The sequence below is a fragment of the Candidatus Villigracilis saccharophilus genome, from assembly GCF_016711665.1.
This window is the reverse complement of the sequence record NZ_JADJSO010000040.1, coordinates 1-26,145: the sequence shown is the minus strand read 5'-3', so window position 1 is coordinate 26,145 and position 26,145 is coordinate 1. Positions and strand designations below refer to the sequence as shown.

The following is a 26,145-nucleotide window of genomic DNA, read 5'->3' as shown; positions in this document are numbered from 1 at the left end:
GTCTCTCGGATTTTTCATTTTGTTTCAACCTGTGAAAATCTGTGGTTAAATAACCATATGAGATTGAAATCAGCCATCCGCTCGATCGTCTATCAAACCGAAAAACTTACCCAGCTTGCCCGTTTTGCTTCGATCCCCAAGCCGCAAAACGATTGGCCGATTCTGATTGGCATATCCTTTCCCAAAAGCGGTACCCACCTGCTTGACCAGATTTTGCTTGGCTTTTCAAATGTCGCGCCGTTTTCCAAACGCATTCATTCTTTTTATGCTGAATATCAGGGTGAAAGCGGAGTAAAACACAACCCCGAACAAGCCCTTGCCTGGCTTGATTCTCTGCGTCCATGTGATATTGCATCAGCCCATCTCTTTGCGCGGCCTGAAGCTGTTGCCCAGATTTGCTCGTCAAAATTTGTTCCCTATTTTATTTTCCGCGACCCGCGCGACGTGGTCGTCTCGCATGTTTTTTACGTCACCGATATGGAGGCGCGCCATGTCCATCATAATTATTATCAATCGCTTCCTGATTTCAATTCGCGGCTTAGTGCCAGCATTCTCGGCAGACCTGATGCGAATATTGAATTCTTGAATATCGCCGGGCGCTTCGCTCCATATTTGGGATGGCTCGATCAGCCTGAAGTACTGGCGATTCATTTTGAGGATTTGATCCTGGATCGCACCTCTGTATTGACCCGCATCATGGAGCATTTCCTCGCCCGCGCTCCGCTTCACACGCCCCGACAATTGATCCTGAATTCCCTCGAGACCTCAATCAACCCGAAAAAGTCCCCGACCTTCCGCTCAGGCAAGACTGGCGAATGGAGAAAGTATTTCACTGACGAACACAAACAGATATTCAAGAATGTTGCTGGAGACCTGTTGGTCAAGCTGGGGTATGAAAAGAATAATGACTGGTAGCTGTTCCATCGTTATCCGCGCTTATAACGAAGAAAAACACGTAGGACGTTTGCTTGAGGGAATAAACCAACAGACGGTCAAAGATGTTGATGTAGTTCTGGTGGACTCCGGGTCAACCGACTCAACCATTTCGATCGCCGAATCCTTTGGCGCGCGGATTGTGAACATTCGTCCCGAAGAATTTACTTTTGGGCGCTCGCTAAACTATGGGGTGGGGGAAGCGAAACGCGAATTCGTTGTCATCGCCAGCGCGCATATCTATCCTGTTTATCCCGATTGGCTGGAAACCTTGCTTCGTCCATTTCAAGACGACACGATCGCATTAACCTACGGCAAACAGCGCGGACCAGAATTCGCCAGGTTTTCTGAGCAGCAGATCTTTCATCAATGGTATCCCGATATAGGCAAGGTGAAACAGGTAACCGCTTTTTGCAATAATGCCAACGCCGCCATTCGAAAAAGTTTGTGGGAGCAAAATCCGTATGATGAAACGCTGACCGGTCTGGAGGATTTGGATTGGGCAAAGCGGGCTCAGGAGCAGGGACATGCCATAGCCTATGTCGCCGAAGCGGAGATCGTTCATGTTCACAATGAAACGCCGCGCGGGGTATACAATCGTTATCGTCGCGAAGCCATGGCCTTGCGCAGGATATATCCCGAGGCGAATTTTAGCTTCTACGATTTTCTCCGATTGACAACGACCAATGTTTTGAGTGACCTATGGCACGCGGCGCGCGAAGGTGTGCTGTTTAAAAATATTTCATCCATTTTCTGGTTCCGTTATATGCAGTTTCATGGAACCCGCATGGGGCATCGAGAAACCAGTCTCATCACACCGCAATTGCGTGAAACTTTTTATTATGCGCGAGAACGAAAGAAAAAAGAGGCAAAGAAGCGAAATGTGGAGCCGATTCGATATGAAAAGAAATAGATAGGTGTTTCGATAGTATCGTAATCATGGCTAAATTACTTTAAATAACACAGTCTGATAATGAAGCATTTCACAGAAGAGGCTATGGCTGGCAGTCTATGCTCCTGATCGAACAAAAAGCGCGCGGATTTGATTCAAATTGCATGTGATTGATTCCGCTCAAACGGTGCACAATTTGCATAAATCCGTCGGTTATGAAGTCACAAATCTGTATATAAAAAGGTTTTGTAAAATTATCATGTCATCCCTCTCCATCAAGCCCGCAAACGAATTCACCATTCCCCAACTCGCGGAATTAATGACGCGCAGTTTTGAAGACTATTTTGTTCCCGTCAATATCACGGACATCATCCTGTTGGCCATGCTCCGTCGTGACGGTATAGATCTCGCTTCCAGCCGCGTGATCATGAAAGATGACCAGCCGTCTGGCTTGGCGCTCATCGCCCGCCGCGGCTGGGCAAGTCGCCTGGCCGCTATGGGGCTCGTGTCCACTGCGCGGAATGGCGGCACTGGTACATGGGCGATGCGGCAGCTTATCGAAGAGGCCGGGTCACGTGGTGAAAAAGAAATGCTTCTGGAAGTCATCGAGCAAAATACAGCCGCTGTGAAATTGTATGAGAAATTTGGCTTTACAAAGATCCGCAGGTTGGTGGGGTACAGGCTGGATACTTCGCAAATTGCTCCTGCCGCCTTGCGCAAGGATCAAGAATTACAAGAAATCGATATTCGCGAATTGGCGCGGGTGGTATCGTATCACGGCCTTGAAGACCTGCCCTGGCAGCTTTCTGGTACCACCATCGCGCATCATACGCCGCCTTCGCGCGCCTTTTGCTTAAAGGATGCCTATTGTCTTGTCAGCAACCCCGAAACTACAGACGTGGCCATCTCGTCCGTGTTGGTAAAAGCCCGGTCCAGCGGAGCAGGCTTGAGCGGAATCCTGATGCGCGCGCTTTTTGCGCGATTCCCAAATAAGGTCTGGCACGTTTCACCGGTCTTTCCCGAAGAGATGAGCATCATCTTTGAACAGGTTGGCATGACGCGCGAAACGCTTTCGCAGTGGCAGATGTCTTTGAAGTTGTAAGACGAAGTGCCCGTTATGGGTATAAAATAGGGCAATGAAACTTGCCGCCCTTGTTCCCATGCGCCACCACAGCCAGCGCGTCCCAGGTAAAAATTATCGCCCGTTAGCGGGCAAGCCTCTTTTTCAACATATCATCGAGACCCTGCTCGCCGTGCCCGAAATTGACACGGTGATGGTGGATACTGACTCCGAGCCAGTGATGGATGGAGTGCGCCGCCTCTTTCCTGCTGTAAGGCTGATCCAGCGCCCCGGGCATCTTCGCGCTGACGATGTGCCCATGAACGATATTCTCCTGCACGATACGGCGCAGGTGCAGGCGGACTTTTACCTTCAAACCCATTCCACGAATCCGTTGTTGAAGACGGAGACGATCTCAAAAGGAATCAAAACCTTTTTCGAGGCGTTCCCAAAATACGATTCACTTTTTTCTGTGACGCGCTTGCAAACGCGATTGTATTTCCAGGATGGACGCGCCATCAACCACGACCCCGCGGTGTTGATCCAGACGCAGGATCTGCCGCCTGTGTATGAAGAGAATTCCTGCCTGTATCTGTTTACCCGTGAAAATCTTGAAAGGAAACACCATCGTATTGGAGATAAACCTTTCATGTTCGAGATAGATAAAGCTGAAGCCTGGGATATTGATGAAGAACTGGATTTTGAGATCACAGATTTTTTAATGAAGAGAAAGCTAAAGAATGAATTTTAAAAATATAAAGAAGGTAGTTACAAGTTGGTTTTCCAGACCCTGGTATCCCATTGCGATCAGCGCGTACCCCGTGATGGCTTTATTGTCTGCCAATACCGGGCAAGTCCAGCCTGGCGTAGTTGTTCGCCCAATGGTTGCATCGGTTGTGTTTGGCGGGCTTTTATTCTTGATTGTCTGGTTGTTCACACCCGGCAGGCAGATACACAAGGCTGCGTTTCTCACAACACTTTTGTTGGCATTGTTCTTTACCTATGGTCATGCTTATATTTATATTGACCAGAAATTCCCCGATGCCAATTACACGATCTGGCTTGCAGTGGGCTGGATCATTTTGTTTTTTCTGGGGGTTTTTTTGGACAACCCGCCCAAAGTTGACCTTCGTTTCGTCAGCGGCGACTCTTAATACGGTCGCGCTGGCGCTGCTGATCATGTCATTGGCGCAGACCAGCTTCGGGGACGGGCCGCGAGGCGCGCATGCTCTTGGTTTGAAAAATGCACCGATTGATTCAAACCTGGTGCGGTCGGGCGATCCGCCGGATGTGTATTTCTTTCTTCTGGATTCTTACACGCGCGCCGATCTATTAAAGCAAGCCTATGGTTTCGATAACAGTGAATTCATTAATGAGTTGGAACGACGGGAGTTCTTTGTGGCGCAGTGCAGTCAGAGCAATTATGTCCGTACAGAGTTGTCGCTCGCCTCTTCGCTTAATATGGAGTACTTGCAGGAACTGGATGAAGCCTTTACGCCCCAAAGCATTGCGCGCCGCGTGTTGTGGGATTCGTTGACACATAGCGCGGTACGCTATAACTTTGAGAGCATGGGCTATGAAACGGTTGGCTTCGAGACGGGGTTCGCGTGGCTCGATCTGACCGATGCGGATCATTACTTGAGCCCGCCGCCCATTTCTTCAGGGATGACCGAATTTGAAGCACTATTCCTGCGAACCACTGCGGCGCGCTATGCGCAGGATCTGGGATTGGTGGATCCTGATTACCTTTTGGGAGTTGGCTTCCGGGACCGATTTAATTTTATATTCAACAGCATTGATGGGATTTCAAAAGATCAAAAGCCGACTTTTTCTTATATCCATGTGATCTCGCCGCACCCGCCGTTTGTTTTTGATGCTGAAGGCAACCCAACTTATCCGCCTGACTTTTGGAATGATAAGGGATTGTACACACCTGACCTGTATCAAAAAGGCTATGTGGACCAATTACAGCACTTAAACAAAACCATGCTCGATGCGATTGATACGATCATTACGAATTCCGAAGTGCCGCCCATTATCATTATTCAGGGTGATCACGGTCCGTGGATGCAGCCAAAGGAAAAGCGCTTCTTGAACATGACAGCGATATATTTTCCGGGCCATAAGGATGAAATTTATTCAACGATCTCGCCTGTAAATATTTTCCGGCTTGTCTTCAACACCTACTTTGGTGGAAAATATGATATTCTCGAAGATGTCAGTTATTTTTCGCCTGTGCCCAATCTTTATGATTTCAGTGAAGTTCCATACCCCTGCAATATTACGGATCACTAAATGAATTACACAGTTCTTCTCACCGCTCCTTATATGCTGCCATTCCTTGAACGTTTCAAGCCAGTATTCAAGAAATATAACCTTGATCTCATCGTCCCGGATGTGCAGGAACGCATGGAAGAAGATGACCTGCTGAAATATGCCGGTCAATTTGACGGCGCAGTTTGCGGGGATGACCGCTATTCAGCGCGCGTACTGGAAGCCTGTTCTCCGCGCCTCAAGGTGATCTCCAAGTGGGGGACGGGGGTCGATTCGATCGACGCCACGGCCTGCTCCCGTTTCGATATTAAACTGTGCCGAACACCGAATGCCTTCACCACCCCCGTAGCGGATACCGTCCTCGGTTACATGCTCGCATTTGCCCGCCGTGGCCCGTGGATGGACGCCGCGATGAAACGCGGTGAATGGGAAAAGATCCCCGGGAAAACATTAAGCGAATGTACTTTGGGCATCATAGGGATTGGGAATATCGGCAAAGCGGTCACACGCCGTGCGCGCGCCTTTGGGATGAAAGTCCTCGGCACGGATATTGTCGAAGTTGATCATGTCTTTATTTCAGAGTCAGGCATTCACATGACCGATTTTGAATCGCTGCTTGCCGATTCCGATTTCATTTCAGTCAACTGCGATCTCAATCCAACATCGCATCATCTGATCAATGCGAATACACTCGAGAGGATGAAATCATCAGCCGTGTTGATTAACACGGCACGCGGACCCATCGTGGATGAAACAGCCCTTGTCGCCGCGCTCAGTTCAGGTCAAATTGGAGGCGCGGCTTTGGATGTCTTTGAGTTCGAGCCGCTGCCGTTGGACAGTCCATTGCTAAAGATGGATCATGTCATGCTTGCCCCGCACAATTCCAATTCAAGCCCGACGGCGTGGGAGCGGATTCATTGGAATACGATCAAGAATCTGGTGGAAGGGCTTGGACTAAAGTACGAAGAATAAAAAGGAAAGAAAAAGATCATGGCTGAATCAAAAACTGTATTGGTTACTGGCGCAGGCGGGGGGATTGGCCGCGCGTGCATTCATCACTTTTCTGAGAAAGGCTGGCGTGTGGTCGGCGTGGATCGTTTTGATTTTGGGGATGACTTTCCAAAAAACGGTCGTTTCATTAAGGCTGATATTTCGCATCCTGATTCGGTTGAACAGATTTTTCAGGAAGCCAGGGATTTTCATCCAACTCTGGATGCCCTGATTAACAATGCCGCGGTTCAGGTTGCAAAACCACTTGTGGATACAACAGTTGAAGAATGGGATTCTGTAATGGCGTCCAATCTGCGTTCTGTTTTCTTATTTGCCAAACTAGCGTATCCGCTTCTAAAGATAAAAGGCGGCGCTGTAGTGAATATCTCCTCGGTCCACGCGGTCCAGACCTCCGCGAATATTGCCGCGTACGCCGCCTCCAAAGGCGGGATGCTGGCGTTGACACGCGCCATGGCGATCGAATTTGCGGCAGACAATATCCGCGTCAATGCGGTTCTGCCCGGCGCCGTGGATACCCCCATGCTTCGCGCGGGACTTGGCCGCGGGCACCTTGGCGGAAGTGACATGCAGGAACGTCTGGATAACCTTGCGCGCAAGACCGTCAACGGGCGGGTCGGCACGCCCGCCGAGATAGCGCATGCCATATATTTTCTTGCAGACAATGAACAATCCTCCTTTATGACGGGACAAGCCTTGGTGGTGGATGGCGGCGCGACTGCAAGATTAAGCACAGAGTAACTCTTAATGCAGGTCACCCGCTCTCTGTTCTTTTTGACAGCCGGTATTTTGGTTGTCCTCAGCGTTCTTTCACTCCTCAGATCTTTCATGGGCACTGACCTGCGGATTTACCTCGTCTATTCCATTTTGATGGCTGCGGATGCCGCGTGTATGTTTGTGTGCGGACTGTTCCTAAATAGAAAGATCAAATTGCTGTTTTGGTTCGCATTCATACTGCTCGGTCTCAACATTCTTTTGACCATATTTGACCAGTTCGGATTGGTCGATTTGCTTTTTGTTCTGTTGAATATGGCGACGCTTGCATCTTTGATCATCTTCCGCAGGGAATTATTGCCCCAATGAAACATACCTTTAAGTCCATTCTTCCAAGTCCAATGCTTCAATTTGCGCGCAATACCTACGACTCGTTTCGACGCATTCCTCAACTGCCCGCGGCTTATTTTCATCCGTGGCGGCGAGAGAGCATTCGCCGTCTCGCCGAACTTAAAGATATTCACAAGGGCAGGCGCGCTTTTATCATTGGCAATGGACCAAGTCTCAAACAAACTGACCTATCCAAACTCAAAAACGAAATCACCTTTGGGATGAACCGCATTTATGTGATCTTTCCCGAACTTGGCTTCCACACAACTTATTATTCAGCCACCAATGACCTCGTGATCGAACAATTCCATGACGATATTCTTGCGCTCCCCATGCCCAAGTTTTTAGCATGGCGTTCGCATCGTCATTTCTCCCCGACCCTGCAACTTCCCAACCTGCCAACCTTTCTTTACACATCCTACACGGGTCCGCGTTTTTCGCCTGACGTGCGCGGGCGTGTTTGGGAAAGCGCCACGGTTACGAATGTCACACTTCAACTGGCTTTTCACATGGGCTTCGAGCAGGTCATCCTGATCGGCGTGGATCATAATTTCACGTCCAAGGGCGAGGCCAACAAAACGGTCATCTCACAGGGCGATGACCCGAACCACGTCGCGCCTAATTATTTTGGCAAAGGCGTCCGCTGGCAATTGCCTGACCTCGACACATCCGGAGATCGGCTATGCCATGGCGCGTAACTTTGACAAAAAGGCAGGCCGCGAAGTGTTGGATGCGACGGTGGGAGGCAAGCTGACCATCTTCCCCAAAGTGGACTACAATTCGCTCTTCTGATTTTCGCCCTTTGACTTTTGACTCCATGACAAAAACGCTTCCCGCCCGACCTGCAAACTGGTTCATTCTCTTTATCATTCTCCTCGCTTTGGGCGGATTGCTGCGCCTGCTAGACATCACCGACCCGCCCCTTGATTTTCATTCCTCGCGCCAGCTTCGCAATTCACTGGTGGCGCGTGACATTTATTATTCCATTCTGCCATCTGCGACAACCGAACAGCGCGAGCTTGCCTCTTCCTTTGCAAATTCCGTCGGGAGATATGAACCGCCCGTGATCGAATCGATCGTGGCGGTTACCTATCTTTTCACGGGCGGAGAGAACATTGCATCTGCCCGTGTTTGGGAGACTCTCTTCTGGCTTTTGGCAGGCATTGCTTTGTTTGACCTGATGCGACGGGCAATTTCACCGTGGGCGGCATTGATCGGATTGTCTTTTTACTTCATCCTGCCCTTTTCGGTGCAGGCGAGTCGATCCTTTCAGCCTGACCCATTGATGACATCAGCATTTGTTGTCGGAATTTATTTTCTTTATCGCTGGTCGGAAGAACAATCCTGGAAGTGGACAATTCTGGCTGGCGTATTTTTAGGATTCGCCGTGTTCGTGAAAATTGTGATCGTGTTCTTCGTTGGGGCGGCAGCGATTGCAATGGTCTTGTTCACGCTGAAAAGGGATTTTTGGAAATCAAAGCAGGTTTGGTCCATGGCATTGATCATGATCCTGCCTGCGCTGTTATTTTATGTCCTTCTTAATCAAGGCCGTTCCACGGAATATTTCCTGAGCTGGACCGTAGCGTTGATCGGCCTGATTACAAGCACCGATTTTTACACCAAATGGCTGGCGTTTCTCGGACAACTATTTGGGCTGACCATGATCTTCCTCAGCATTGCTGGCATCTTTCTTGCAATTCCGCGTTTGAGGTGTTTGTTGGTCAGTTTATGGGTTGGTTATGTTTTATACGGTTTAACTCTGCCATTCCAGATGTACACGCACAGTTATTACCATATTCAACTGATCCCCATCGTTGCGCTGGGATTGGCCGCGGCGTTGAATCCGCTCATTGAAAGCGCGGCAGGTCAGGGCGCGGTCGGACGCGCGGGCTTCATCGCTGTGATCGTGGCGGTGATCGGATTTCAATCCTGGGTTTCGCGTTCCATTCTGGCTGCGGAAAGTTTTCGGCATGAACCCGCGTTCTGGCAGCAGGTTGGCGGAGCGATCCCCGCGGACGCAAAGGTGATCGGTCTTACTCAGGATTATGGGTTTCGGCTGATGTACTACGGCTGGCGGAAGGTGATCTTGTGGCCGTATAGCACGGAACTGGCTGAGGTGCGGAACGGCAATGTGGATTTCTCAGATCGTTTCGATGAGTTGACCGCTGGCAGGGATTATTTTTTAGTGACAGCCTTCGGTCAGCTTGATAAACAGCCTGCGCTAAAGAAATTACTGGATGCATATCCTGTTGCCGTTGAGGGCGACGGGTATGTGTTGTACGACCTGATTCCATGAAACTTGTTTCGATCATCACGCCGTCGTTTAATCAAGCTGCGTATCTTGAACAGACCATATTATCTGTTTTAAATCAGGATTATTCGAACATTGAATATATGGTGCTGGACGGCGCTTCAACGGATAACAGCGTTGATATCATCAAGAAGTTTGAAAATCGACTTTCATATTGGGTTTCGGAAAAAGATAACGGTCAGGCGGATGCGATCAACAAAGGATTGGATCGGGCAAAGGGCGAAATTGTCGCGTGGCTGAATTCAGATGATTATTATTTGGCGGGGACAGTATCATCAGCTGTGAAAATATTTGAAGAACATCCGCATGTCGTTCTGGTGTATGGGAACATGCTGGCTGTTGACGAACACGGAAAGACCTTCAATACCTTGAATTACAAACAATTGACCCTGGAAGACCTTCTCTGCTTCCAGATCATCGGACAGCCCGCTGTTTTCATGCGCCGTTCCGCGTTGAATGACATCAGACTCGATCCTGATCTTCACTTTTTATTGGATCATTACTTATGGATCCAGATCGCCCGCCGTGGAAATATTCTGCATGTAAACGAAACCTTGGATGAAAGTCTTGCACCAGTGATTGGGAAAATAAATCGTCGTGCGCTTGCCTCGGCTCATCGCGTGGATGCGCGTTACCTGCTGGATGGCGGACAGTCCGCGGGTGCGCTCTCCGCGTGGATGCGTGCTTTATTTATTCATCCGCCCACTGCTTTGGCGCGCTGGAATATTTTTGTTTCCGCTGTTTTAAATTTGCTTTGGTTGGGGGAATTGCGGGAAAAGGTTTTGAAACAACGCAAAATAAAGTATCAAAAGTGACAGCCAAAGCCGAAGATCAAGGATCGCATTGATTTTCTGAATATTCGTACACAGTCCATGAGTCGATCTCTTGCATGGCGCAGTAATGAGATCGCAAGTAGGTTGTCTGTTCATCCATAGAGTCTGTGCGAATTGGAAATTCGTACATGGGCTTTGATGAATTTGTATTGATGATCAAGCGGGGACGGTTTTGAATGACATCGTCAAAAAATTCAATGATCAATTCTTCATTTACATAGCCTTCACGGTCAAGTGCATACTGATACGTAAAACGGGTCGGGCTTTTGCGCTGCGAAAAATAATTAACAGAGGTTTCAGCACCCCATAATAAAACGGACTCATCCGCGGCCGTGGCGTCTTTTATATAATTGATGACGGTTTCATGTTTGGTGAACTTTCTGTAGATGAAAAGTTGATCCATATAGTTGTAAAATGAATTCCATATAAAAAATCCTGTAACGGCTGCAACGGCGGCATTTCTCAAAAGAACGGGGATCTTCCACTTTGAGGTCAGTGAAATAACCGTCCAAACGGCTGCTCCCGCAAAAAGCGCAAGGACTGGGAGCATGGTCATAAAGTAGTGGGGATAGGTTTTTCTGGAGATTCCGATCAGCATTAGTTCAATGGGCAGGTTGAGCAAGCCAATAAAAAGAAGAGGCAGCATTTTGCTTATGGAATTCCTCTTTAGTAGGATCAAAATTACTGCGCAAACGTAGCCTGCCAGCGAAATTTGGAACAGGCCTGTCCTGGTAAGTGGTTTGATACCGTTTAAGATGGAATCAAGCCGCGTTGCCAGTCCACTACTGGTGACTGAGGCGTAAATAAAGTTGTACTCAAAGGCTGCGCTCCAAAATTCCGGGAGCGCGTCTTGAAGCCAAAAGAATACAACCACCATCCCGCTGACTGTCAATCCGCCAAGGAAAATAAGGGATGTTTCGCGGCCCCACTGCCTGATCTGCCCCGATGTTAATTCCCGCAGGGTCAGGTAAATCATGATTGCGATCCATATCCCGATTGCGGTTTGTTTGGTGAAGAAAGCGATTGCGCCAGTTAATCCGATCAGAAAAAAATGCCAATCTTTATTTTCAGACTTCTCTGAGTTGTATGCCAGCCAAAAGGCTGTAAATTGTAAAGGCAGGGTGTATTCAGTTGTGAAATTTCCTCCCTGCAATAAGGGAACCAACGACAAAAGCCAAAGCATTAAACTGAATACAGCTGGAAAGACCCCGAAGAACCTTTTTATGAGCTGGAATCCAAGATATGCTGCCAGGAATAGCGCGGCGAGCTCGATCAGCCAGACACCCCAGCGTGAATTATTCGCGAGCGCCAGCCCCAGCGCGTTTATATAAAAGATGACCGGCGGTTTGTGATCCCATACATCCCGATAGGGCAGTTCGCCATTTAAGATGCGCCATCCCATGTAAAGGAATACGCCTGAATCTCTATAGGCATAAGGCATATTCAAAGGGCTCGTTGGCAGCAGAACACATAATGCCCCGCACAGAACGAGCAATTTTTCCCAGGTTTGGTCTATGATATTTCGCAATAAGCTCATCTTGGTTTGGCTTTTTTGAAGCAAGTTTCGGGTATTTATCCCGGTAAAACAGCTCTGTAAATATGAGTATATCAAATCTACGCGTGAATTATCCCCCGCTATTTTTACGTTACAATTACAGCGCTTGCCATGAAAGATAATCCTTCTTTTTTTGCCCCCCGTGTCGCCTGGGTCACAGCCTTGCTTGTTATTTTCATTTTTGGCTTTGCCATCCGCCTATACGATCTCACTGACCTGCCGCTTGATTTCCACCCCACCCGCCAATTGCTTTCTGCATTAAAAGCGCGTGGAATGTATTACCAAACCCTGTCCGCTGCAGATATCCCAGCGGAGCAGCGCGCCTTTGCCATTCAGCAATGGAGATTCCGCGCATCAGTGGAGCCTGAATTTTTTGAGCGGATCATCGCTTTCACTTACAAATTTACCGGAGAGCAGGTCTGGATCGCGCGGATTTATTCGTCCTTGTTCTGGATGATCGGCGCGGTCTTTTTATTTTTACTCGCGCGTGACATAACCTCAACAGACGGCGCGCTGGCGGCAACAGCTTTTTATCTTTTTTCCCCGTACGCCATCCTTGCCTCCCGCAGTTTTCAACCTGACCCGTTAATGGTGATGCTCATCATCATCTTTTTATGGGCTGTGTATCAGTGGGCACAGCGGCCTGCGTCTTATTTTTATGCGATCCTTGCCGGCTTGTTCGGCGGATTTGCCATCTTTATAAAGCTTGTGGCGGCATTTTTTGTCATCGGCGGCGGCGTGGGGGCGTTACTTGGGCGTGGATCATTGCGTGAAGCGCTGAAACAGCCCCAGGTTTACGTCATGAGCCTGCTTGGCATCCTGCCGGGCGCTGTGTACGTGTTGTATGGCGTTTTTATCGCGGGCTATCTGGGTCGGCAATTTGGCGGCCGATTCATCCCAGCCCTTTTTCTGAGTCCATCTTATTATCTCGGCTGGATCGGAATGCTTAACCTCGTCATTGGCGGATTCGTTTTTATGACCGCCCTGCTGGGACTTTTCTTTTTGGACAGGGAAAAGCGCCGCTTCCTGCTTTCGCTTTGGGCTGGGTATGCTTTCTTTGGTATTTATTTTAATTATCATATTTCCAGCCACGATTACTATAGTCTGCCATTGATCCCCATCGTTGCCCTGTCCATTGCGCCGCTCGCCGATTGGTTCTTCGTTCAACTTGCCAAAATCGCTGTAACTCGTTTGATGCGTTTTGCTGTTATTGGTCTTCTGCTTTTAGGTTCTTTCATGTCCCTTTGGAGTACGCGTTCCCAAATGAAATCTGTTGATTATCGTCCCGACGCACAGATGTGGGCGGAGATCGGTGAGAAAATTGGCGACAAAAATAGTGTCGGATTGACTCAAGATTACGGTTCGCGGCTTGCGTACTGGGGCTGGAAGAACATCTCTTCCTGGCCCACGCATGGCGACCTGATTTACCATAATGATCTTCGCGGTGCTCATGACGGGCGTGATTTTGAAAAACAATTTGAAGAACTCGCCCTAAAGAAAAAGCTCTTTTTGGTAACCGATTTTTCGGACCTGGCGCTTCAGCCATTTCTCCAGGAAAAATTGTTGGAGTACCCTGTATTCGCTAAAGGGAATGGGTATGTGATTTACGATATCAGCCAATGAAACTGGCAGGAAATTTATTCGAGATGCAATTTGAAATAAAAAATTATAGAAAGCTATTCTTTCATACCATCATCGGGATATGCGCGTTCGCCATGCTTTCTGTCATGGGAGTGTATTCGTATCTTGGCATCTATTCCCGTTATATCGCCGATGATTACTGTGAAGCCGTCCGTGTGACCAGGTCTTCACCTATCAGCGCGGTGGTCGAACGATATCAGGCCGGAGATTGGCGGGCTGCCAATCGTTATTCCAATCTGCTTTTTGTTGGCTTTAGTGAATTGATCGGCGGGAATAACTATGCAGATCACGATCGTGTCCATGGTGATCATTTGGACTGTCGGTTTGGCATGGAGCGCCTATGGTGCGGAGATTGCTGAATAAACTGGACGAATTCAATGGACTGGTTCCTGGGTGCGGCTTTGGGGGTGTTCAGTCTTTTGCAGGCGCCCAATCTTTTTCAAATCATTTATTGGCGTTCCTCCATGATGACTCATTTTGCGCCCCTTGTTTTTGGTACGCTCCTCCTCGCTTTTTCATGAGCCAGCCGCTTTTCTGGATGACCTATCCATTGATCTTCGTTGCCACATTTATTATTGCCGGGTTTTCCGAGCCGCCCATCACGACCATGGTCACAGGATTATCCCTGATCATGCTGGCGGTCTGGGTTTGGGGAACAGCGCCTGTTAAACAAAGGTTCCTGGCATTGCTTGCCTGGACATTCACAGGCGCGATCCTGGGATTGATGGCGCTGGTATTTTCGCCAGCCAACGTAAACTTGGAAAAAGATGTGATTCCCGGTGTGCTCGACATACTAAGAGATTCGTTTCTTTATAGCTATATCTTTATCGCTGATTCGATCAGGGTATTCCCAATCCCCAGCCTTGTTTCAGCTTTGATCCCCGCGCTATTAATTTGGTTATATTTGCAGACCACCACCTTGGAATTTTCTCGAACACAAAAACGCTTTCTATGGATGATCGTTTTTTTTGCTCCCTTTCTCATGTGGATACTCATCGCGGCTGGCTTTTCTCCCAGCGTATATGGACAGGGGTTTCCAGTGGAACGGATGCGCTTTCTTGCCCGCACCATCATGACTGTCACGATTATGCTCGAAGGTGCGCTGTTTGGGATCTTGGCTCAGGATTTTAAATTAAGATCGGGTCGTAGTTATGTTCAATCATTTGCCGTGGTTCTGCTGCTCGTTCTCGGATTGATCTATCCTTTGAGAGCCGCTGTAACTGTTTATGAAAATAATTATAATGAATATCGTTCCCGTGCCGCGCTATGGGATCTGCGTGACGCTTACATTATCCATCACGCGGATCTGGGCGAAAAGATTTGATCATCCCGCTTTCTCAGGCGTGTATAAAATCAAGGAACTGGATCTCAACCCCGATCACTGGACGGATCACTGCGTCGCAATATTATGGTGTGGAATACAATTCAAAGCTGTATCTGTTCGAATGATTATATTTTGGAATACGCAAGTGAACAAAAATAATCCCATCCTCGTAAGTGGCGCGCATCGTAGCGGCACAACCTGGGTCGGCAGGATGCTGGCCGCCAACCCGCAGACCGCGTATATCAGCGAACCGCTTAATGTTTTGCACCGCCGCGGCGTGTACCGCGCTGAGGTGGACCGCTGGTATACATATATTACTGAAGAGAACAGATCAAATATCTTCCCGCCTTTCAGGAACTCCTGGGATTTCGTTATCATCTTTTTGCAGAAATGCTCTCGTTGCGTTCCCAAAAGGATTTCCTCCGCCTGGCGCGTGACCTGGCTGTCTTTACAAAAGGGAAACTTCTCAAGCAGCGGCCGTTGCTAAAGATCCCTTCGGTTTTTCCGCGCCGTGGTTCGCCCAAAATGGATTGTCGGTCGTCATCACCATCCGTCATCCTGGCGGCTTTGCAAGCAGCCTCAAACGTCTGGATTGGCCCTTTGATTTTAATGACCTGCTCAAACAACCCATGCTCATGCGAGATCATCTTGAGAAAGACCGCGCAGATATGGAAAATATGCGGACTGATGACATTGTGGGACAGTCCGCGTTGCTTTGGCGGATGATCTACCGTTCGGTTCATGCTACCCGCAGCCTGTTCCCGGACTTCAAGATCGTCCGCCACGAAGACCTTTCCCTGGATCCCGCCGAGGGTATAAATCTCTGTATAAAGTCGCTTGGTTTAACTTTGGATGATAAAAGTCCGTGGTACGATCGTTAATTCGGCGCTCTGAAAACAGGCCGGTTGTCGAGAGAAAAAGGATTCATTCCGTAAAATTGGACAGTTGCGTCAACATGGATAACTGGAAAAAGCGACTGACCCGCTGCAGAGATCGTTCGCATCCGCAAAATGACCGAAGATGTATCCCATCTTTTTACTCCGATAATGAATGGTAGACCCCCCTTCCTGTTACCTAATGAATGATCACTGATGTCTAATCTTCCCCTCATGTCTCCCTCATTACCCTTCCTTTAATCGGGCGCAATGCCTTGAAGCCACGATCCAGTCTGTCTTTGGGCGGGACTATCCGCACCCCGTTGGTACATCATCGTGGATGGCGGTTCAACTGATGGCAGTGTGGATGTCATTAAAATGTGAAGGTGGACTCGCGGGTGGGTCAGTGAACAGGATAAAAGGCCAGACTGATGCGATCAATAAGTTCAACCGCGCCAATGCCTGAGATGTCAGCGTGGATGAATTCAGACGATATACCATACCGTCCTGGCGCCGTCGGCAGGCTGTGAAATTCCTGATGGATAACCCCGAGATCGCGATGGTATGTGCTGACTGCGACTTCATTAATCGGCAGGGTGGTGTGATCGGTAATTCAGTTTCGCGCGAGACAGATCATCATCGTTTGCGTGAGGGCTACGTCCACATCCCATGCGGACCATGTTTTCCGCGCCAAATATTGGAAGGAACTTGGCCCTTGACCCGTCTTTTCTTTTGCAATGGATTATGACCTGTGGACACGCATTAGTGCGCGCGTCAATAAAATATTTGCGGGGACAAACCTGAACCAATTTTCGCATCCACAATTTCGGCAAAAACCAGGTTCAGCGGATGACCGCTGTTGGCCTGAAATGCTCCGCGTTCATTATCGGGATGGCGGTGGTTTCTTTTCTGTGATTGTCGCAAAATATTATCTGAGAAAGATCATTGGCCCGCTATGGAAGTGGCGCATCAAACGAGCCTGAACCCATGAGATACCTTTTCACACCTCCTTCCCTTGACGACTTCATCCGCTTGCTCAGAGCCTGGCGCTTTTGGATGCTCTGTGCTTTCCTGCGCGATTCTTGGCGCGATTGTTTATTATATTATCCCGCCACCATTTCGTGCGCGCAACTGTTAGTTGTGGATTTCAATCTGGAACGAGGCCTGGCCCCCAGGATACGGACCGCCAGCAGTTTTAATTACTTGGAACGTGAGGCGCGCAAGTTGAAGGGAACTCGCCTGGTCGACGAGTGTGATGGGACAGTTGTCGTCACAATTCGCTTTGACCGTTGCCGATCTGCGAGGCAGTTCGTTACAGCTTGGCCAGCCTGCCGAAGCGGGCTGGCATTTTTATGCGGATGACAGCGACCCGCAAATTGCCGCCTCCCTGGCTTCAATTTGGGCGCAGGCTTTCGTTGATGAGGTGCAGGATCAGGTGGATTCTGGCACGGTCAACGACCATGTCCGCCTGGAAGTTACTCCAGTCACAAGACCTGCCAATGGAACGCAGCATCCCAATGAGCGGATACTTGCTGCAGGTGCTTGGCTTTCTTACAGCGGCTGTGTTTGTAATACGTTGTTCATTAAAACCCAGGGCGGAGTCCGACATCACTTGATGCGCGTCTATGAATATAAAACTTATGCAAAACAAAGGCATGGGAACTACTTGAATAAATTCGCTTCCTTCCTTTGGGGCGCGGTCCTGCTTGCCGTGCCTGTCACCAGTTTTCGCTGGTTCCCCTTTTTAGGGGAAGGCACGTTCGTTCGTCCGCTGGCGTTATATCCGCTGGTATTGCTTCTTCCTCTTTTGCTTGTGCAGGCGTTTCGTAAAAAAATACATTTATATTGGGCGGGCGCCTTCGTGGCTCTGGCTGTGTTGATCCTTTTCATTTTCACTGCGACCAGCTTCGGGGGTATGTTCGATCCGCTTCCATTGCGCGGGCAGATATATTTTGGACGCGCGATCCGCGCGTTGGTCACGCTCCTGATCGGCGTCGCTTTTTTCATTGCCGCGGTCTGGATGAATAAAGATGAAAATGATCTGCGTTTTTCGGCGCGCTGGATATTCGCGGGTATGTGCCTTGATATTTTTTGGAGCGGTCTGCAGGCCGTCACTTTTATACAGACCTGCCGAAAAAGAAATGGTCACCCACTGGCAGCTTGACAGTTTTCGATGCTGGATAGTCCGTTCGAATCGGATTTCCAGCCTGGCAGTTCGAACCCGCCTGGCTGGCGGGACACCAAGCGATTTCCAGTTTATTCCTTTCCATTGCCAGCCTGCGACGAATTACCGGTCACTCGTCGAAATGGCTGGAACCTGTTTTTTGGCGTTCTCCCTGCTGGTACTGTTGGCCACTTCTCGCGCGGAGGAGTTGGTCACGATCGCGGCGGCTGGTCTGACAACGCTATTTCTCGGCCGCGACATGCTCCGCGCGATCTGGAATTGGTTTGTTGGAGGTTTTACGCGCGCGCGTTTTGGATGTGGCGATTCGTGCGCAATTCTTCTGCCGTTGTTGGCTTTATCACGGGTGCGTTCCTTTTTCTCGGACAAAAAATATTTCAGCCGTTTGCGGAATATCAACGCGGACAGCCTGAATGAATATGGGTTGTGGATATCAATGCGGGCGCGCGCGGCGCGTATTCGATAGGAGCCAGGGCCGCGTTTGAGCAGCATCCCTGGAGCGGTGTCGGGCTCGGTGCAAGCGGATTTTAGATGTATGAAAACCTGCCTGATTGGGCATTGACCACTTTGCAGGAGATGGCCAGGCAACTGGACCTGCCAGTCGCTCGTACCCTTACCCGAAAAATCTTTATGTGCGCCTGCTGGCTGAGACTGGATTGATCGGCTTCTTCCTTTTTCGCATTTTCAATTCCATCTGCTTGGCGATATTCTTGACTTGTCGCACCGTAAGGAGCTCCTGGGCGCGCTTTGCGGTCACTGGTGTTCGCATGGCTTGCGATCGCATTCTCTAATCTTCACCCAGGATTCGCTCGCAACCCAAATATCTGGCTGGTACCTGGTATTCTGGTGGGTCTCAAGGCCTGGTCAGGGATAAGAATCTGGTCCCAAACTGCAGATTTAACGTGTTTGTTAGAATTGAGAACAAGGTGCAACCTCCTCACGTTGCGGGCATTTGATTTTTCGTTATGATTGGGATATGATGCGTAAATTTGAAACTCCCTACATGGCAGATTGGTTTGCCATCTCTCTGCGCTGGATCACCCTAGTGGGCCTGGTCGTATCGCTTGGACTTGGGCAAAAACTGGAGATTATCCTGTCGTGGCCGCTGGGATTACTGATCGTCTGGAACCTTGTTATGACCATGCTGGCAAGTTCCAATGTTCGCATGACGTATCATCGCCGCATCAGTTTTTTTATGGACCTGGTATTATCAGGCGCTTTTTTTCTGGTGCAGGGCGGCCTGCAAGGCCCGGCCTTGTGGACGGGATTACTACCCATTTTAACCAGTGCGATCTATTTTGAATTTCTGGGGGCATTGCTGGCGGCCGGTTTGTTTTCCATACTTGTGATCAGTATGAGTTTGTTTGAAACCGGCAACAGTTCCTTGGCGATCATTGTTTCCATTAGCATGATTTTTTTAAGTTTGCTTTTTGGATTTCTTGGCAAACGCATGATCATACGCATCAGGCAGAATCGTTCGCAGTTTTTTGGATTCAGAAGAAAAGAAACGGGCGGTCCAAACCGAACGGATGCGCGCGATCTACGAATTAACATCCGAGCTTTCCTCCACATTAAGTTATAAACGTGTGCTTGACTCTGCTTTGGACATGAGCGCTGGCTGTGTTGGATCCCGACCCGGAACAACTGGTGAGCGACCCGCTGGTGGGTATGGTCATGTTATTCAGCGGTGGTAAATTGCATATCGGTTCAGCGCGGCGATTAACGAGCGCGGATATGCGTGTTACATTCGATGCGGCGGAAGGTTTGCTCAAAAGGGCGCTTGATGAAGGCGAACCGATGCTCCTTAATAACATCGGCTATGACCCTGAACTTGGACGTGTGGTTGCGCTCCGAACCTGTACAAGCGGATATTGTTTTCCCCTGCGCAGCGGGTTAAATGTGTATGGCGCCTTGTTGTTTGCTCATCCCAACCCCGATTACTTCAATTCGGAACGCAGCAACCTGCTTGATATCATCGGCAGACAATCCGTGACCGCCATACAGAATGCGCGTTTGTATCAGGATCTTGTCGAAGAGAAGGAGCGTATGGTGGAAGTGCATGAAGAGGCGCGCAAAAAACTGGCACGCGACCTGCATGACGGCCCCACCCAATCGGTGGCGGCGATCGCGATGCGGTTGAATATTACGCGGCGCATGATGTCCAAGGATGTCCAGGCGGCTGGCGAAGAGATCATTAAGCTGGAGGAACTGGCGCATCGCACCACGAAGGAAATTCGTCACATGCTTTTCACCCTGCGCCCGCTCATTCTCGAATCCCAGGGTCTTACCGCAGCGGTTCAATCCATGGCCGACAAGATGCTGGAAACTTTTTCTCAAAAAATGACCGTGCAAATTGATGAACGTGTCACCAAACAATTGGAGATGGGCAAGCAGGGCGTGATTTTTTATATTATTGAAGAGGCGGTCAATAACGCCCGCAAACATGCAGCTGCTGACACCATTGCCGTGCGCTTGAAACCAGTGGAAGCTGGTATCGCGCTGCTGGAGATACAGGACAATGGCGTTGGGTTTGATGTCGGGGCCATGTCCCAGGCCTATGATAAACGCGCGAACAGCAGCCTTGGCATGGTCAATCTGCGGGAACGTTCTGAACTTGTGAATGGTTTGCTGCATATCGATTCTGCCCCAGGCAAGGGCACAAAAATCCAGGTTTATATCCCTCTCACAGAAGACGCCGCGGACCGTATCCACCATCCGCGCGCAAAATAAAAATGCCGATCGCCGCAGACCTGTACTATTTCTCGCACGAGTCGCAAGACAATTCCGTGAAACGCCCTCCGTTGATCCTTATTCACGGGGCGGGCGGCAGTTATATCTCCTGGCCTGCACAGATCCGCCGTTTGGAAGGTGAAAGAATTTTTGCGCTTGACCTGCCGGGCCATGGGCAATCTGAAGGAGTGGGCAGGCATTCGGTGGACGAGTACGCCGAGGATGTAATTGCCTTTATGAAGGCATTAAAGATTCGCGCGGCAGTGCTGGTGGGAATTTCGATGGGCAGCGCCATCGCGCTGACGGTCGCTTTGAAATATCCAAAGAAAGTATTGGGACTGGGTTTGCTCGGAGGCGGGGCAAAACTGCGGGTTGCCCCGCCTGTCCTGGAATGGGCGGCCAACCCGAATACATTTGAGTCTGCCGTGGATATGGTAAATGAAAATTGTTTCAGCGAGGGCGCCCCGCAAAGTTTGTTGGCCCTTTCAAAAAAACAAATGATGGAAATCCGCCCGCCTGTTTTTCATGGAGACCTTTTGGCGTGCAATGAGTTTGATGTGATCGGTCAATTGGAAAAGATGGATCTTCCCGCATTGATCATCTGCGGTGCGGAAGATAAAATGACCCCTGTAAAATTTTCAGAATTATTAAAAAGCCGCATCGCAAACTCGCAGCTTCACGTGATCGAACATGCCGGACATATGGTCATGCTGGAACAGCCTGATAGGATTGCGGAATTATTAAAGGAATTTGTTGATAACCTCCCGCAGCGTGTCAGGAAAACGAAACAGCCGCGCATCGCTGCTCCTGCTCAACAACCAGAACCTCCCCTGGAGGAAGGCTCATAACCCGAAGATTTTCGTCAAGATTGGAATGGCATTCATCACCGCAATGGCCCGATGGCTAAGGCGGTTTTTTTCGTCCATACCCATCTCCGCCATTGTTTTTTTGAGTTCAGGAAAATAAAAAATGGGGTCATATCCAAAGCCGCCATTGCCGCGTTCCTCTGCAATGATCTCGCCGTGGCAATTGCCTTCCACGATTTGGACATCCTGATCTGGTGCTGAAATTGCGATCGTGGCATGGAAGTGCGCCGTCCAGGGATGCGGCCTGTCTTTGAGATTCTCCAGCATGTAGGCACGGCGGTCTGCATCATTTGCGCCCGGCTTGGGATGATAGCGCGCGGAATGTAATCCTGGCGCGCCATCCAATAAGTCTACTTCGAGCCCCGAGTCATCGGCGAGGGAAACAAGTCCGCTGGCGCGGGCAAAGGCGATGGCTTTCTTTGCGGCATTCTCGGCATAGGTCGCGCCGTCTTCTTCCACTTCAAGGGTTAGGTTGATATCTGCCGGCGTGATGAGTTCCAGCCCCATATCTTTTAACAGTTCCTGTAATTCTTTAACTTTACCTTTGTTGTTGGTTGCGATCAGTAGTTTTTTCATAATTCGTCATTGCGAGGGAGTTCTTCCGAAGCAATCTCCTTGTTGATATTATTTAGCGCCCATTTTGCATGCGCGCTGACCAATGGCTCATCAGCTGTTTCAGCCTGCTCCAAAACGGGAATGTCATTTTTATTTCCCGTGTTTCCAACAGCCACTGCCAGGTTACGTAAGTATCCGCGCCGTTTGGCGCGTTTGATCGGACTTTTCTTGAAGCGTTGATTAAATTCAACGGGCGTCATGAGCAGGTCCGAGCTTAAGACCGGAAGCGGGATTTTCGGTTCGAAGGCAGGGTCTGCTTTTTGGGAGAATCGATTCCACGGGCAGACCTGCTGACAGACATCGCATCCGAAAATCCAATCCCGTGTAGGCGCTCTTAATTCATCTGGGATTTCCTCTTTGAGTTCGATCGTAAGGTAGGAGATGCAGCGGCGCGCGTCGAGGGTACGGTTAGGCAGGATGCACTGCGTGGGGCAGGCCTGGATACAGCGTGTGCAGGTGCCGCAATGGTCGGTAATAAGCGCCTCGTCGGGTTCGAGTTCGATGCCGAGCAGAATCTCAGCCAGAAAAAAGGTGGAACCCGCTCGGGGGTTGATCAGCATGGAATTTTTACCGATCCAGCCAAGACCTGCGCGCTGTGCGAGTTCGCGTTCTAGGATGGGGCCGCTGTCTGTGTAATAGCGATTGGGGATGGGATGTCCGAGCTGTTCTTCGATGAATTCAACAATTAATTTCAGGCGCGCGGGAATAACATCATGATAATCTTCGCCCAGTGCATAAGATGCAATTTGAAATTCTGCCTTCTGCCTTCTGCCTTCTGCATTTGTATAGGGCATTGCCAGCACCAGAATGGATTTACCCCCGGGGAGGATTTGTTTGGGATCCGCGCGGCGGCTGCGGCTGCGTTCTTCGGCAAGATAATTCATCGTGCCGTGTTTGTTTTGACCGAGCCATTCTTCAAAAATATTGTAGTGCGCGGGCGGCTCGAAAGAACTAACGCCAGCCAGGATGAATCCCAGCTGTTTTGATTTGATTATTATTTTTTGCTTCAAATCCTTCGGGAGCACCATAGTTGATTAGATTTAGCAGATTGATACTAATTTCCACATACAGTTCGCGGTCACGATCAATTGTAACCCGTCTAACTAAAGTAGTTACAATCTGACGCTTGATCTCAAATATCTCTTGACGCTCTTCATCGTTTTGAGGGAAGGAATTTAATGACTCAAGTCCTGCCTGTAAGTTGGCAAGGTATTCTGCTACCCTTGTCTCCCAATCACCTAGCGCAGGTTGTATCCGCTCTGAATGCGGTTCTTCAACTCCGAAAAGATCTCCCCGATCTTGTAATCGATCGTATCCGCACGTTCCGCATCCGCCTTGAACTTCTTGAGATACCGAAACAACTTCACATTCACAAAATCGATCAAATCATCGCCCGTCATCGCCTTGTGATGGTCCAGCTTCCCATCCTAATCCTTCGGCGTCGCCCACTTCTCCCAGCGAAACTCACCCGCAATGATCGGCGTGTAACTCTTCCCCGCCAACTCCGCCGAATCCTTTTTATCTTCCTCGAAATCAGCCAAATATTTCAGGAACAGAATCCAAGAAGTCTGCTCCACGTAATCCAACTCACTGGAACACCCCGCGTCTTTCCATAGTTTATCGTCAATGTTTTTGAAGGTTTGCTCGAATAAAGTTGTATCTCCTAATTAAATACCTGTATTGTGTCCCAAAGCGACTGTCACATTAACTAACCAATTGGATATTTACTTTCAACAATTGTTCCTGAACCAATGCCAGCAAATACGGACGCATTTCCGCCGCTTTACCGAAGCGGGCTTTGGCGATCAAGGTTAGTTCTGTGTACTGCCCGATCATACCCTCCAGATTGGTAACTTTCCAAGGCTCGATCAGGTTGGGCAGCAGGGTAACTGCCTCCTCCCTTATAGCTTCCAGGGTTGCGCGTGCAAGGCCCAGATCTGCGCTCATAATTTTGAGCGTGATATTGGCAATGGAAAATTTACCGCGGCTGAAATTTCGAACAGAACGGATCTCACCGTTGGGAACGATATACAACTCGCCTGATGACGACCTCAGCATGGTTGTTCGCAAACTTATCGTTTCGACAACCCCTTCTATGGGTCGGACACCTGAAATTTCGATCTTTTCTCCAACGGCAAAGATATCTTCAAAGAGAAAATTCAGTCCGCTCAGATAATCGCCTACTACAAGGCGGGCGCCGAAGCCTAATGCGGCAGTAAAAAGCCCCATCACCCAGGCTAATGTATTAAGATCAATGAACAACCCCATACTTGCCACAATTACGATAATGAGAAAGGTCAAATTTATTGTGCTGGAAATGAGACTATGTAGGGTCTTTTGTCGTTCTAGGCTGGGTTTGCGTCCATTTGGAGCCAATCGGCCAAGTTTCAACAACCAGTGCGTTACTACTTTCAAAAGGAAAGCAACCAACATGGCTGATATGAAATAGATCAATATGCGGATGGGGTTCTCCAGCCATGGGAATTGCGCCAGGAAGTTACTCATGGGATATCGAATTTGAAAAGGTCTGTAATTTATCATCAATGTTTTTGAAAGATTGTTCGAACAAAGGTGTTTCTCCTAATGCTGATTGAAATTGCGCAGACTGACAAATGTCACGGCCACCAGCGGGCAGTGTCCATGATGGCGCGGAGAAGCTCGCCGCTGATGTCTGGTCCGCAGAAATGGACGAGAGCAGGGGAGAGCAGTCCAACAGTGCTGACTGCGGATCAATAACTTTGAAATTTCAGGAATGGCTTCTTTGCTCAGGAATGATTGGTCAAATAGGGATGCGGCATATTCAGGGTATTGACGTGCGAATGCGGCATAGGTCCGCGCCAATGCTTTCTGAAAAGCCAGTTTGGCAGTATCCCGTTTCAGCCACGTTTTAAGAGTCTCGGCTGGATCGAGTTTGTCAATTGTGTAGGAGATGACCGCGTCTGCAACGCTGAGGAATAAGTCCGCAAGCATGGATATGCTTTCCCCTGATAACAAAAGCCGCCCACGCAATTTGCGCAGGCGGTAGGATTATGCTATGATTTCCCTATCGACACGCGCCGAAATCGCGTAGTCCGTTTCAAAGCCTCGCTGGATTCGCGTCCTGCGGGGCTTGTCCGTTAAGTATAGACTAGTGCCCACCATTTGTCGATTGACAAATGTCACCACCCTTACTTCCTCCCTGGCGCAGCACCCTGTGGACAATTGTTGGTTGTTGAGCGTCGCACTGCGAAGTCCCGTAAGAGGAGTCTGCCGAAGTGTGACCGCGCCTTCGCTTGGGTTTTGCCGCTTAAAAATAAAAAGCGGGGCAAGCTGAAAAGCCTGCCCCGTTCTGGTTAAAAAAGTTACTGTCAAATACACTGACGCTGTCAAATCAAGTTTATTGGGATGAATCCCAGCTGGCGCGCTTTTTGCTTGATTGCCTGTTTTAGTGCGGCAGTCACTCTTTACTTGACGATGATCTTTACAAAAATGGCTTTGCCGAATGGGATGCCTTTGGCGTTCGCCATTTGCCAGGCGCTGGTGTATTCGCCGACTTTGATCGGCGCTTTGAAGTTAACCGAGACTTCGGCTTCCTGTCCGACTTCGACCAACGTGCCTAGCGGAACCGGGCTGTCCATCCATTTTTCCGCGTAGCCGCATAGATCAATCCGTAGCCATCACCCCATGAGCGGATCCCTGTATTCTTGATCTTCCAGGTCTTTACGAACTCCTGGCCCGGGGGTCATTGGTGTGCCGTCAAGAATGGTGACATCCACAGTGGCGTTGTCAAAGGAAGTGTCGTCGCATAACTGGCCCGGTGTGCCGAGCGCGATCTGGGTCGGATCCGTTGTAAAGGCGGCCGTTGGGGTTTCTGTTGCCAGCGGTTCAGGTATTGGCGTTTCTGTTGGCGGAAGCGGGGTGGGAGTAAATGCCGCCGCTGTAAGTGTCAACTCTGCCACTACC

The 26,145-nt window shown here is 49.4% G+C and carries 29 protein-coding genes and 2 pseudogenes; 23 read left to right on the top strand and 8 right to left on the bottom strand.

Translation table 11 applies throughout. The features are described from left to right. Positions 1–57: 57 nt before the first annotated feature. From IPL17_RS13115 to IPL17_RS13060, 12 genes are all read left to right on the top strand, one after another. Positions 58–915: a sulfotransferase domain-containing protein gene (locus tag IPL17_RS13115; protein ID WP_345307534.1), complete on the top strand. Its 858-nt coding sequence runs from the start codon at positions 58–60 to the stop codon at positions 913–915. Next, the gene (locus tag IPL17_RS13110) at positions 905–1,846 is read left to right on the top strand and encodes a glycosyltransferase family A protein (protein WP_345307533.1); all 942 of its coding nucleotides are present in this window, start codon (positions 905–907) and stop codon (positions 1,844–1,846) included. The genes IPL17_RS13115 and IPL17_RS13110 overlap by 11 nt, the downstream gene beginning before the upstream one ends. A gap of 238 nt (positions 1,847–2,084) precedes the next feature. Continuing rightward, positions 2,085–2,927 (top strand): N-acetyltransferase, encoded by an 843-nt coding sequence (locus tag IPL17_RS13105; protein WP_345307532.1) that lies wholly within the window; start codon positions 2,085–2,087, stop codon positions 2,925–2,927. A gap of 34 nt (positions 2,928–2,961) precedes the next feature. Continuing rightward, positions 2,962–3,636 (top strand): acylneuraminate cytidylyltransferase family protein, encoded by a 675-nt coding sequence (locus tag IPL17_RS13100; protein WP_345307531.1) that lies wholly within the window; start codon positions 2,962–2,964, stop codon positions 3,634–3,636. Then, positions 3,626–4,039, top strand: a complete 414-nt coding sequence (locus tag IPL17_RS13095) for a hypothetical protein (protein ID WP_345307530.1) — start codon at positions 3,626–3,628, stop codon at positions 4,037–4,039. Before IPL17_RS13100 ends, IPL17_RS13095 begins: the two co-directional genes overlap by 11 nt. Continuing rightward, positions 4,008–5,180 carry a hypothetical protein gene (locus tag IPL17_RS13090; protein WP_345307529.1) on the top strand — a complete coding sequence of 391 codons (1,173 nt, stop codon included), beginning with the start codon at positions 4,008–4,010 and terminating at the stop codon, positions 5,178–5,180. The genes IPL17_RS13095 and IPL17_RS13090 overlap by 32 nt, the downstream gene beginning before the upstream one ends. Then, positions 5,181–6,131, top strand: a complete 951-nt coding sequence (locus IPL17_RS13085) for a phosphoglycerate dehydrogenase (protein WP_345307528.1) — start codon at positions 5,181–5,183, stop codon at positions 6,129–6,131. Positions 6,132–6,149: 18 nt separating this feature from the next. After that, the gene (locus IPL17_RS13080; RefSeq protein WP_345307527.1) at positions 6,150–6,908 is read left to right on the top strand and encodes an SDR family oxidoreductase; all 759 of its coding nucleotides are present in this window, start codon (positions 6,150–6,152) and stop codon (positions 6,906–6,908) included. A gap of 6 nt (positions 6,909–6,914) precedes the next feature. Beyond that, positions 6,915–7,250: a hypothetical protein gene (locus tag IPL17_RS13075; protein ID WP_345307526.1), complete on the top strand. Its 336-nt coding sequence runs from the start codon at positions 6,915–6,917 to the stop codon at positions 7,248–7,250. After that, the gene (locus IPL17_RS13070) at positions 7,247–7,969 is read left to right on the top strand and encodes a 6-hydroxymethylpterin diphosphokinase MptE-like protein (RefSeq protein WP_345307525.1); all 723 of its coding nucleotides are present in this window, start codon (positions 7,247–7,249) and stop codon (positions 7,967–7,969) included. The genes IPL17_RS13075 and IPL17_RS13070 overlap by 4 nt, the downstream gene beginning before the upstream one ends. Before the next feature lie 119 nt (positions 7,970–8,088). Further along, the gene (locus IPL17_RS13065) at positions 8,089–9,567 is read left to right on the top strand and encodes a glycosyltransferase family 39 protein (RefSeq protein ID WP_345307524.1); all 1,479 of its coding nucleotides are present in this window, start codon (positions 8,089–8,091) and stop codon (positions 9,565–9,567) included. Next, positions 9,564–10,397 (top strand): glycosyltransferase family 2 protein, encoded by an 834-nt coding sequence (locus tag IPL17_RS13060; RefSeq protein ID WP_345307523.1) that lies wholly within the window; start codon positions 9,564–9,566, stop codon positions 10,395–10,397. Before IPL17_RS13065 ends, IPL17_RS13060 begins: the two co-directional genes overlap by 4 nt. 16 nt (positions 10,398–10,413) lie before the next feature. Here the strand turns inward: IPL17_RS13060 and IPL17_RS13055 are convergent, their stop codons facing one another. Then, the gene (locus IPL17_RS13055; RefSeq protein ID WP_345307522.1) at positions 10,414–11,952 is read right to left on the bottom strand and encodes a glycosyltransferase family 39 protein; all 1,539 of its coding nucleotides are present in this window, start codon (positions 11,950–11,952) and stop codon (positions 10,414–10,416) included. 129 nt (positions 11,953–12,081) lie between these two features. Here IPL17_RS13055 and IPL17_RS13050 point away from each other — a divergent pair, with 129 nt between their 5' ends. The 11 genes from IPL17_RS13050 to IPL17_RS13000 all read left to right on the top strand — a co-directional run bounded on the left by IPL17_RS13050 (position 12,082) and on the right by IPL17_RS13000 (position 21,570). Continuing rightward, positions 12,082–13,593, top strand: coding sequence for a glycosyltransferase family 39 protein (locus IPL17_RS13050; RefSeq protein ID WP_345307521.1), 1,512 nt, complete (start codon positions 12,082–12,084; stop codon positions 13,591–13,593). Positions 13,594–13,616: 23 nt separating this feature from the next. After that, positions 13,617–13,970 (top strand): hypothetical protein, encoded by a 354-nt coding sequence (locus IPL17_RS13045; RefSeq protein WP_345307520.1) that lies wholly within the window; start codon positions 13,617–13,619, stop codon positions 13,968–13,970. Positions 13,971–14,128: 158 nt separating this feature from the next. Further along, positions 14,129–14,935, top strand: a complete 807-nt coding sequence (locus IPL17_RS13040; RefSeq protein ID WP_345307519.1) for a hypothetical protein — start codon at positions 14,129–14,131, stop codon at positions 14,933–14,935. A 145-nt stretch (positions 14,936–15,080) separates the two neighbouring features. Beyond that, positions 15,081–15,422: a sulfotransferase gene (locus IPL17_RS13035; protein ID WP_345307518.1), complete on the top strand. Its 342-nt coding sequence runs from the start codon at positions 15,081–15,083 to the stop codon at positions 15,420–15,422. Between the two features lie 43 nt (positions 15,423–15,465). Beyond that, a complete protein-coding gene (locus IPL17_RS13030; protein ID WP_345307517.1) occupies positions 15,466–15,816 on the top strand; it encodes a hypothetical protein in 351 nt (116 codons plus the stop codon). Between the two features lie 469 nt (positions 15,817–16,285). Next, on the top strand, positions 16,286–16,558 hold the full coding sequence (locus IPL17_RS13025; RefSeq protein ID WP_345307516.1) for a hypothetical protein: 273 nt from the start codon (positions 16,286–16,288) through the stop codon (positions 16,556–16,558). A 504-nt stretch (positions 16,559–17,062) separates the two neighbouring features. Beyond that, positions 17,063–17,974 carry a hypothetical protein gene (locus tag IPL17_RS13020; protein ID WP_345307515.1) on the top strand — a complete coding sequence of 304 codons (912 nt, stop codon included), beginning with the start codon at positions 17,063–17,065 and terminating at the stop codon, positions 17,972–17,974. Next, positions 17,952–18,458, top strand: a complete 507-nt coding sequence (locus IPL17_RS13015) for a hypothetical protein (RefSeq protein ID WP_345307514.1) — start codon at positions 17,952–17,954, stop codon at positions 18,456–18,458. Before IPL17_RS13020 ends, IPL17_RS13015 begins: the two co-directional genes overlap by 23 nt. Positions 18,459–18,968: 510 nt before the next feature. Next, the gene (locus tag IPL17_RS13010; RefSeq protein ID WP_345307513.1) at positions 18,969–19,574 is read left to right on the top strand and encodes a hypothetical protein; all 606 of its coding nucleotides are present in this window, start codon (positions 18,969–18,971) and stop codon (positions 19,572–19,574) included. A gap of 38 nt (positions 19,575–19,612) precedes the next feature. Further along, the gene (locus IPL17_RS13005; protein WP_345307512.1) at positions 19,613–20,722 is read left to right on the top strand and encodes a GAF domain-containing sensor histidine kinase; all 1,110 of its coding nucleotides are present in this window, start codon (positions 19,613–19,615) and stop codon (positions 20,720–20,722) included. Between the two features lie 2 nt (positions 20,723–20,724). Further along, positions 20,725–21,570 (top strand): alpha/beta hydrolase, encoded by an 846-nt coding sequence (locus IPL17_RS13000; RefSeq protein ID WP_345307511.1) that lies wholly within the window; start codon positions 20,725–20,727, stop codon positions 21,568–21,570. Here IPL17_RS13000 and rdgB read toward each other — a convergent pair. The 7 genes and pseudogenes from rdgB to IPL17_RS12965 form a co-directional block, all read right to left on the bottom strand. Continuing rightward, positions 21,565–22,164 (bottom strand): RdgB/HAM1 family non-canonical purine NTP pyrophosphatase, encoded by a 600-nt coding sequence (gene rdgB / locus IPL17_RS12995; protein ID WP_345307510.1) that lies wholly within the window; start codon positions 22,162–22,164, stop codon positions 21,565–21,567. The genes IPL17_RS13000 and rdgB overlap by 6 nt on opposite strands. Beyond that, entirely contained in the window at positions 22,161–23,213 is a 1,053-nt protein-coding gene (queG, locus tag IPL17_RS12990) for a tRNA epoxyqueuosine(34) reductase QueG (protein ID WP_345307509.1), read from the bottom strand. Before queG ends, rdgB begins: the two co-directional genes overlap by 4 nt. A gap of 231 nt (positions 23,214–23,444) precedes the next feature. Beyond that, positions 23,445–23,855, bottom strand: a pseudogene (locus IPL17_RS12985) (type I restriction-modification system subunit M N-terminal domain-containing protein); the annotation flags it as partial. Positions 23,856–23,907: 52 nt separating this feature from the next. Next, positions 23,908–24,708, bottom strand: coding sequence for a mechanosensitive ion channel family protein (locus IPL17_RS12980; protein ID WP_345307508.1), 801 nt, complete (start codon positions 24,706–24,708; stop codon positions 23,908–23,910). Positions 24,709–24,783: 75 nt separating this feature from the next. Then, positions 24,784–25,173 carry a hypothetical protein gene (locus IPL17_RS12975; RefSeq protein WP_345307507.1) on the bottom strand — a complete coding sequence of 130 codons (390 nt, stop codon included), beginning with the start codon at positions 25,171–25,173 and terminating at the stop codon, positions 24,784–24,786. Positions 25,174–25,646: 473 nt separating this feature from the next. Next, positions 25,647–25,820: an NBR1-Ig-like domain-containing protein gene (locus IPL17_RS12970; RefSeq protein ID WP_345307506.1), complete on the bottom strand. Its 174-nt coding sequence runs from the start codon at positions 25,818–25,820 to the stop codon at positions 25,647–25,649. A 39-nt stretch (positions 25,821–25,859) separates the two neighbouring features. Further along, a pseudogene (locus IPL17_RS12965) lies at positions 25,860–26,145 on the bottom strand (hypothetical protein); the annotation flags it as partial.

What these genes read in the sequence shown, in the direction of transcription:
- IPL17_RS13115 (WP_345307534.1), top strand. Translation starts at nt 58, where the DNA reads ATGAGATTGAAATCAGCCATCCGCTCGATCGTCTATCAAACCGAAAAA.
- IPL17_RS13110 (WP_345307533.1), top strand. Translation starts at nt 905, where the DNA reads ATGACTGGTAGCTGTTCCATCGTTATCCGCGCTTATAACGAAGAAAAA.
- IPL17_RS13105 (WP_345307532.1), top strand. Translation starts at nt 2,085, where the DNA reads ATGTCATCCCTCTCCATCAAGCCCGCAAACGAATTCACCATTCCCCAA.
- IPL17_RS13100 (WP_345307531.1), top strand. Translation starts at nt 2,962, where the DNA reads ATGAAACTTGCCGCCCTTGTTCCCATGCGCCACCACAGCCAGCGCGTC.
- IPL17_RS13095 (WP_345307530.1), top strand. Translation starts at nt 3,626, where the DNA reads ATGAATTTTAAAAATATAAAGAAGGTAGTTACAAGTTGGTTTTCCAGA.
- IPL17_RS13085 (WP_345307528.1), top strand. Translation starts at nt 5,181, where the DNA reads ATGAATTACACAGTTCTTCTCACCGCTCCTTATATGCTGCCATTCCTT.
- IPL17_RS13080 (WP_345307527.1), top strand. Translation starts at nt 6,150, where the DNA reads ATGGCTGAATCAAAAACTGTATTGGTTACTGGCGCAGGCGGGGGGATT.
- IPL17_RS13075 (WP_345307526.1), top strand. Translation starts at nt 6,915, where the DNA reads ATGCAGGTCACCCGCTCTCTGTTCTTTTTGACAGCCGGTATTTTGGTT.
- IPL17_RS13070 (WP_345307525.1), top strand. Translation starts at nt 7,247, where the DNA reads ATGAAACATACCTTTAAGTCCATTCTTCCAAGTCCAATGCTTCAATTT.
- IPL17_RS13065 (WP_345307524.1), top strand. Translation starts at nt 8,089, where the DNA reads ATGACAAAAACGCTTCCCGCCCGACCTGCAAACTGGTTCATTCTCTTT.
- IPL17_RS13060 (WP_345307523.1), top strand. Translation starts at nt 9,564, where the DNA reads ATGAAACTTGTTTCGATCATCACGCCGTCGTTTAATCAAGCTGCGTAT.
- IPL17_RS13055 (WP_345307522.1), bottom strand. Translation starts at nt 11,952, where the DNA reads ATGAGCTTATTGCGAAATATCATAGACCAAACCTGGGAAAAATTGCTC.
- IPL17_RS13050 (WP_345307521.1), top strand. Translation starts at nt 12,082, where the DNA reads ATGAAAGATAATCCTTCTTTTTTTGCCCCCCGTGTCGCCTGGGTCACA.
- IPL17_RS13045 (WP_345307520.1), top strand. Translation starts at nt 13,617, where the DNA reads ATGCAATTTGAAATAAAAAATTATAGAAAGCTATTCTTTCATACCATC.
- IPL17_RS13040 (WP_345307519.1), top strand. Translation starts at nt 14,129, where the DNA reads ATGAGCCAGCCGCTTTTCTGGATGACCTATCCATTGATCTTCGTTGCC.
- IPL17_RS13015 (WP_345307514.1), top strand. Translation starts at nt 17,952, where the DNA reads ATGGTCACCCACTGGCAGCTTGACAGTTTTCGATGCTGGATAGTCCGT.
- IPL17_RS13010 (WP_345307513.1), top strand. Translation starts at nt 18,969, where the DNA reads ATGATGCGTAAATTTGAAACTCCCTACATGGCAGATTGGTTTGCCATC.
- IPL17_RS13000 (WP_345307511.1), top strand. Translation starts at nt 20,725, where the DNA reads ATGCCGATCGCCGCAGACCTGTACTATTTCTCGCACGAGTCGCAAGAC.
- rdgB (WP_345307510.1), bottom strand. Translation starts at nt 22,164, where the DNA reads ATGAAAAAACTACTGATCGCAACCAACAACAAAGGTAAAGTTAAAGAA.
- IPL17_RS12980 (WP_345307508.1), bottom strand. Translation starts at nt 24,708, where the DNA reads ATGAGTAACTTCCTGGCGCAATTCCCATGGCTGGAGAACCCCATCCGC.
- IPL17_RS12975 (WP_345307507.1), bottom strand. Translation starts at nt 25,173, where the DNA reads ATGCTTGCGGACTTATTCCTCAGCGTTGCAGACGCGGTCATCTCCTAC.
- IPL17_RS12970 (WP_345307506.1), bottom strand. Translation starts at nt 25,820, where the DNA reads ATGGACAGCCCGGTTCCGCTAGGCACGTTGGTCGAAGTCGGACAGGAA.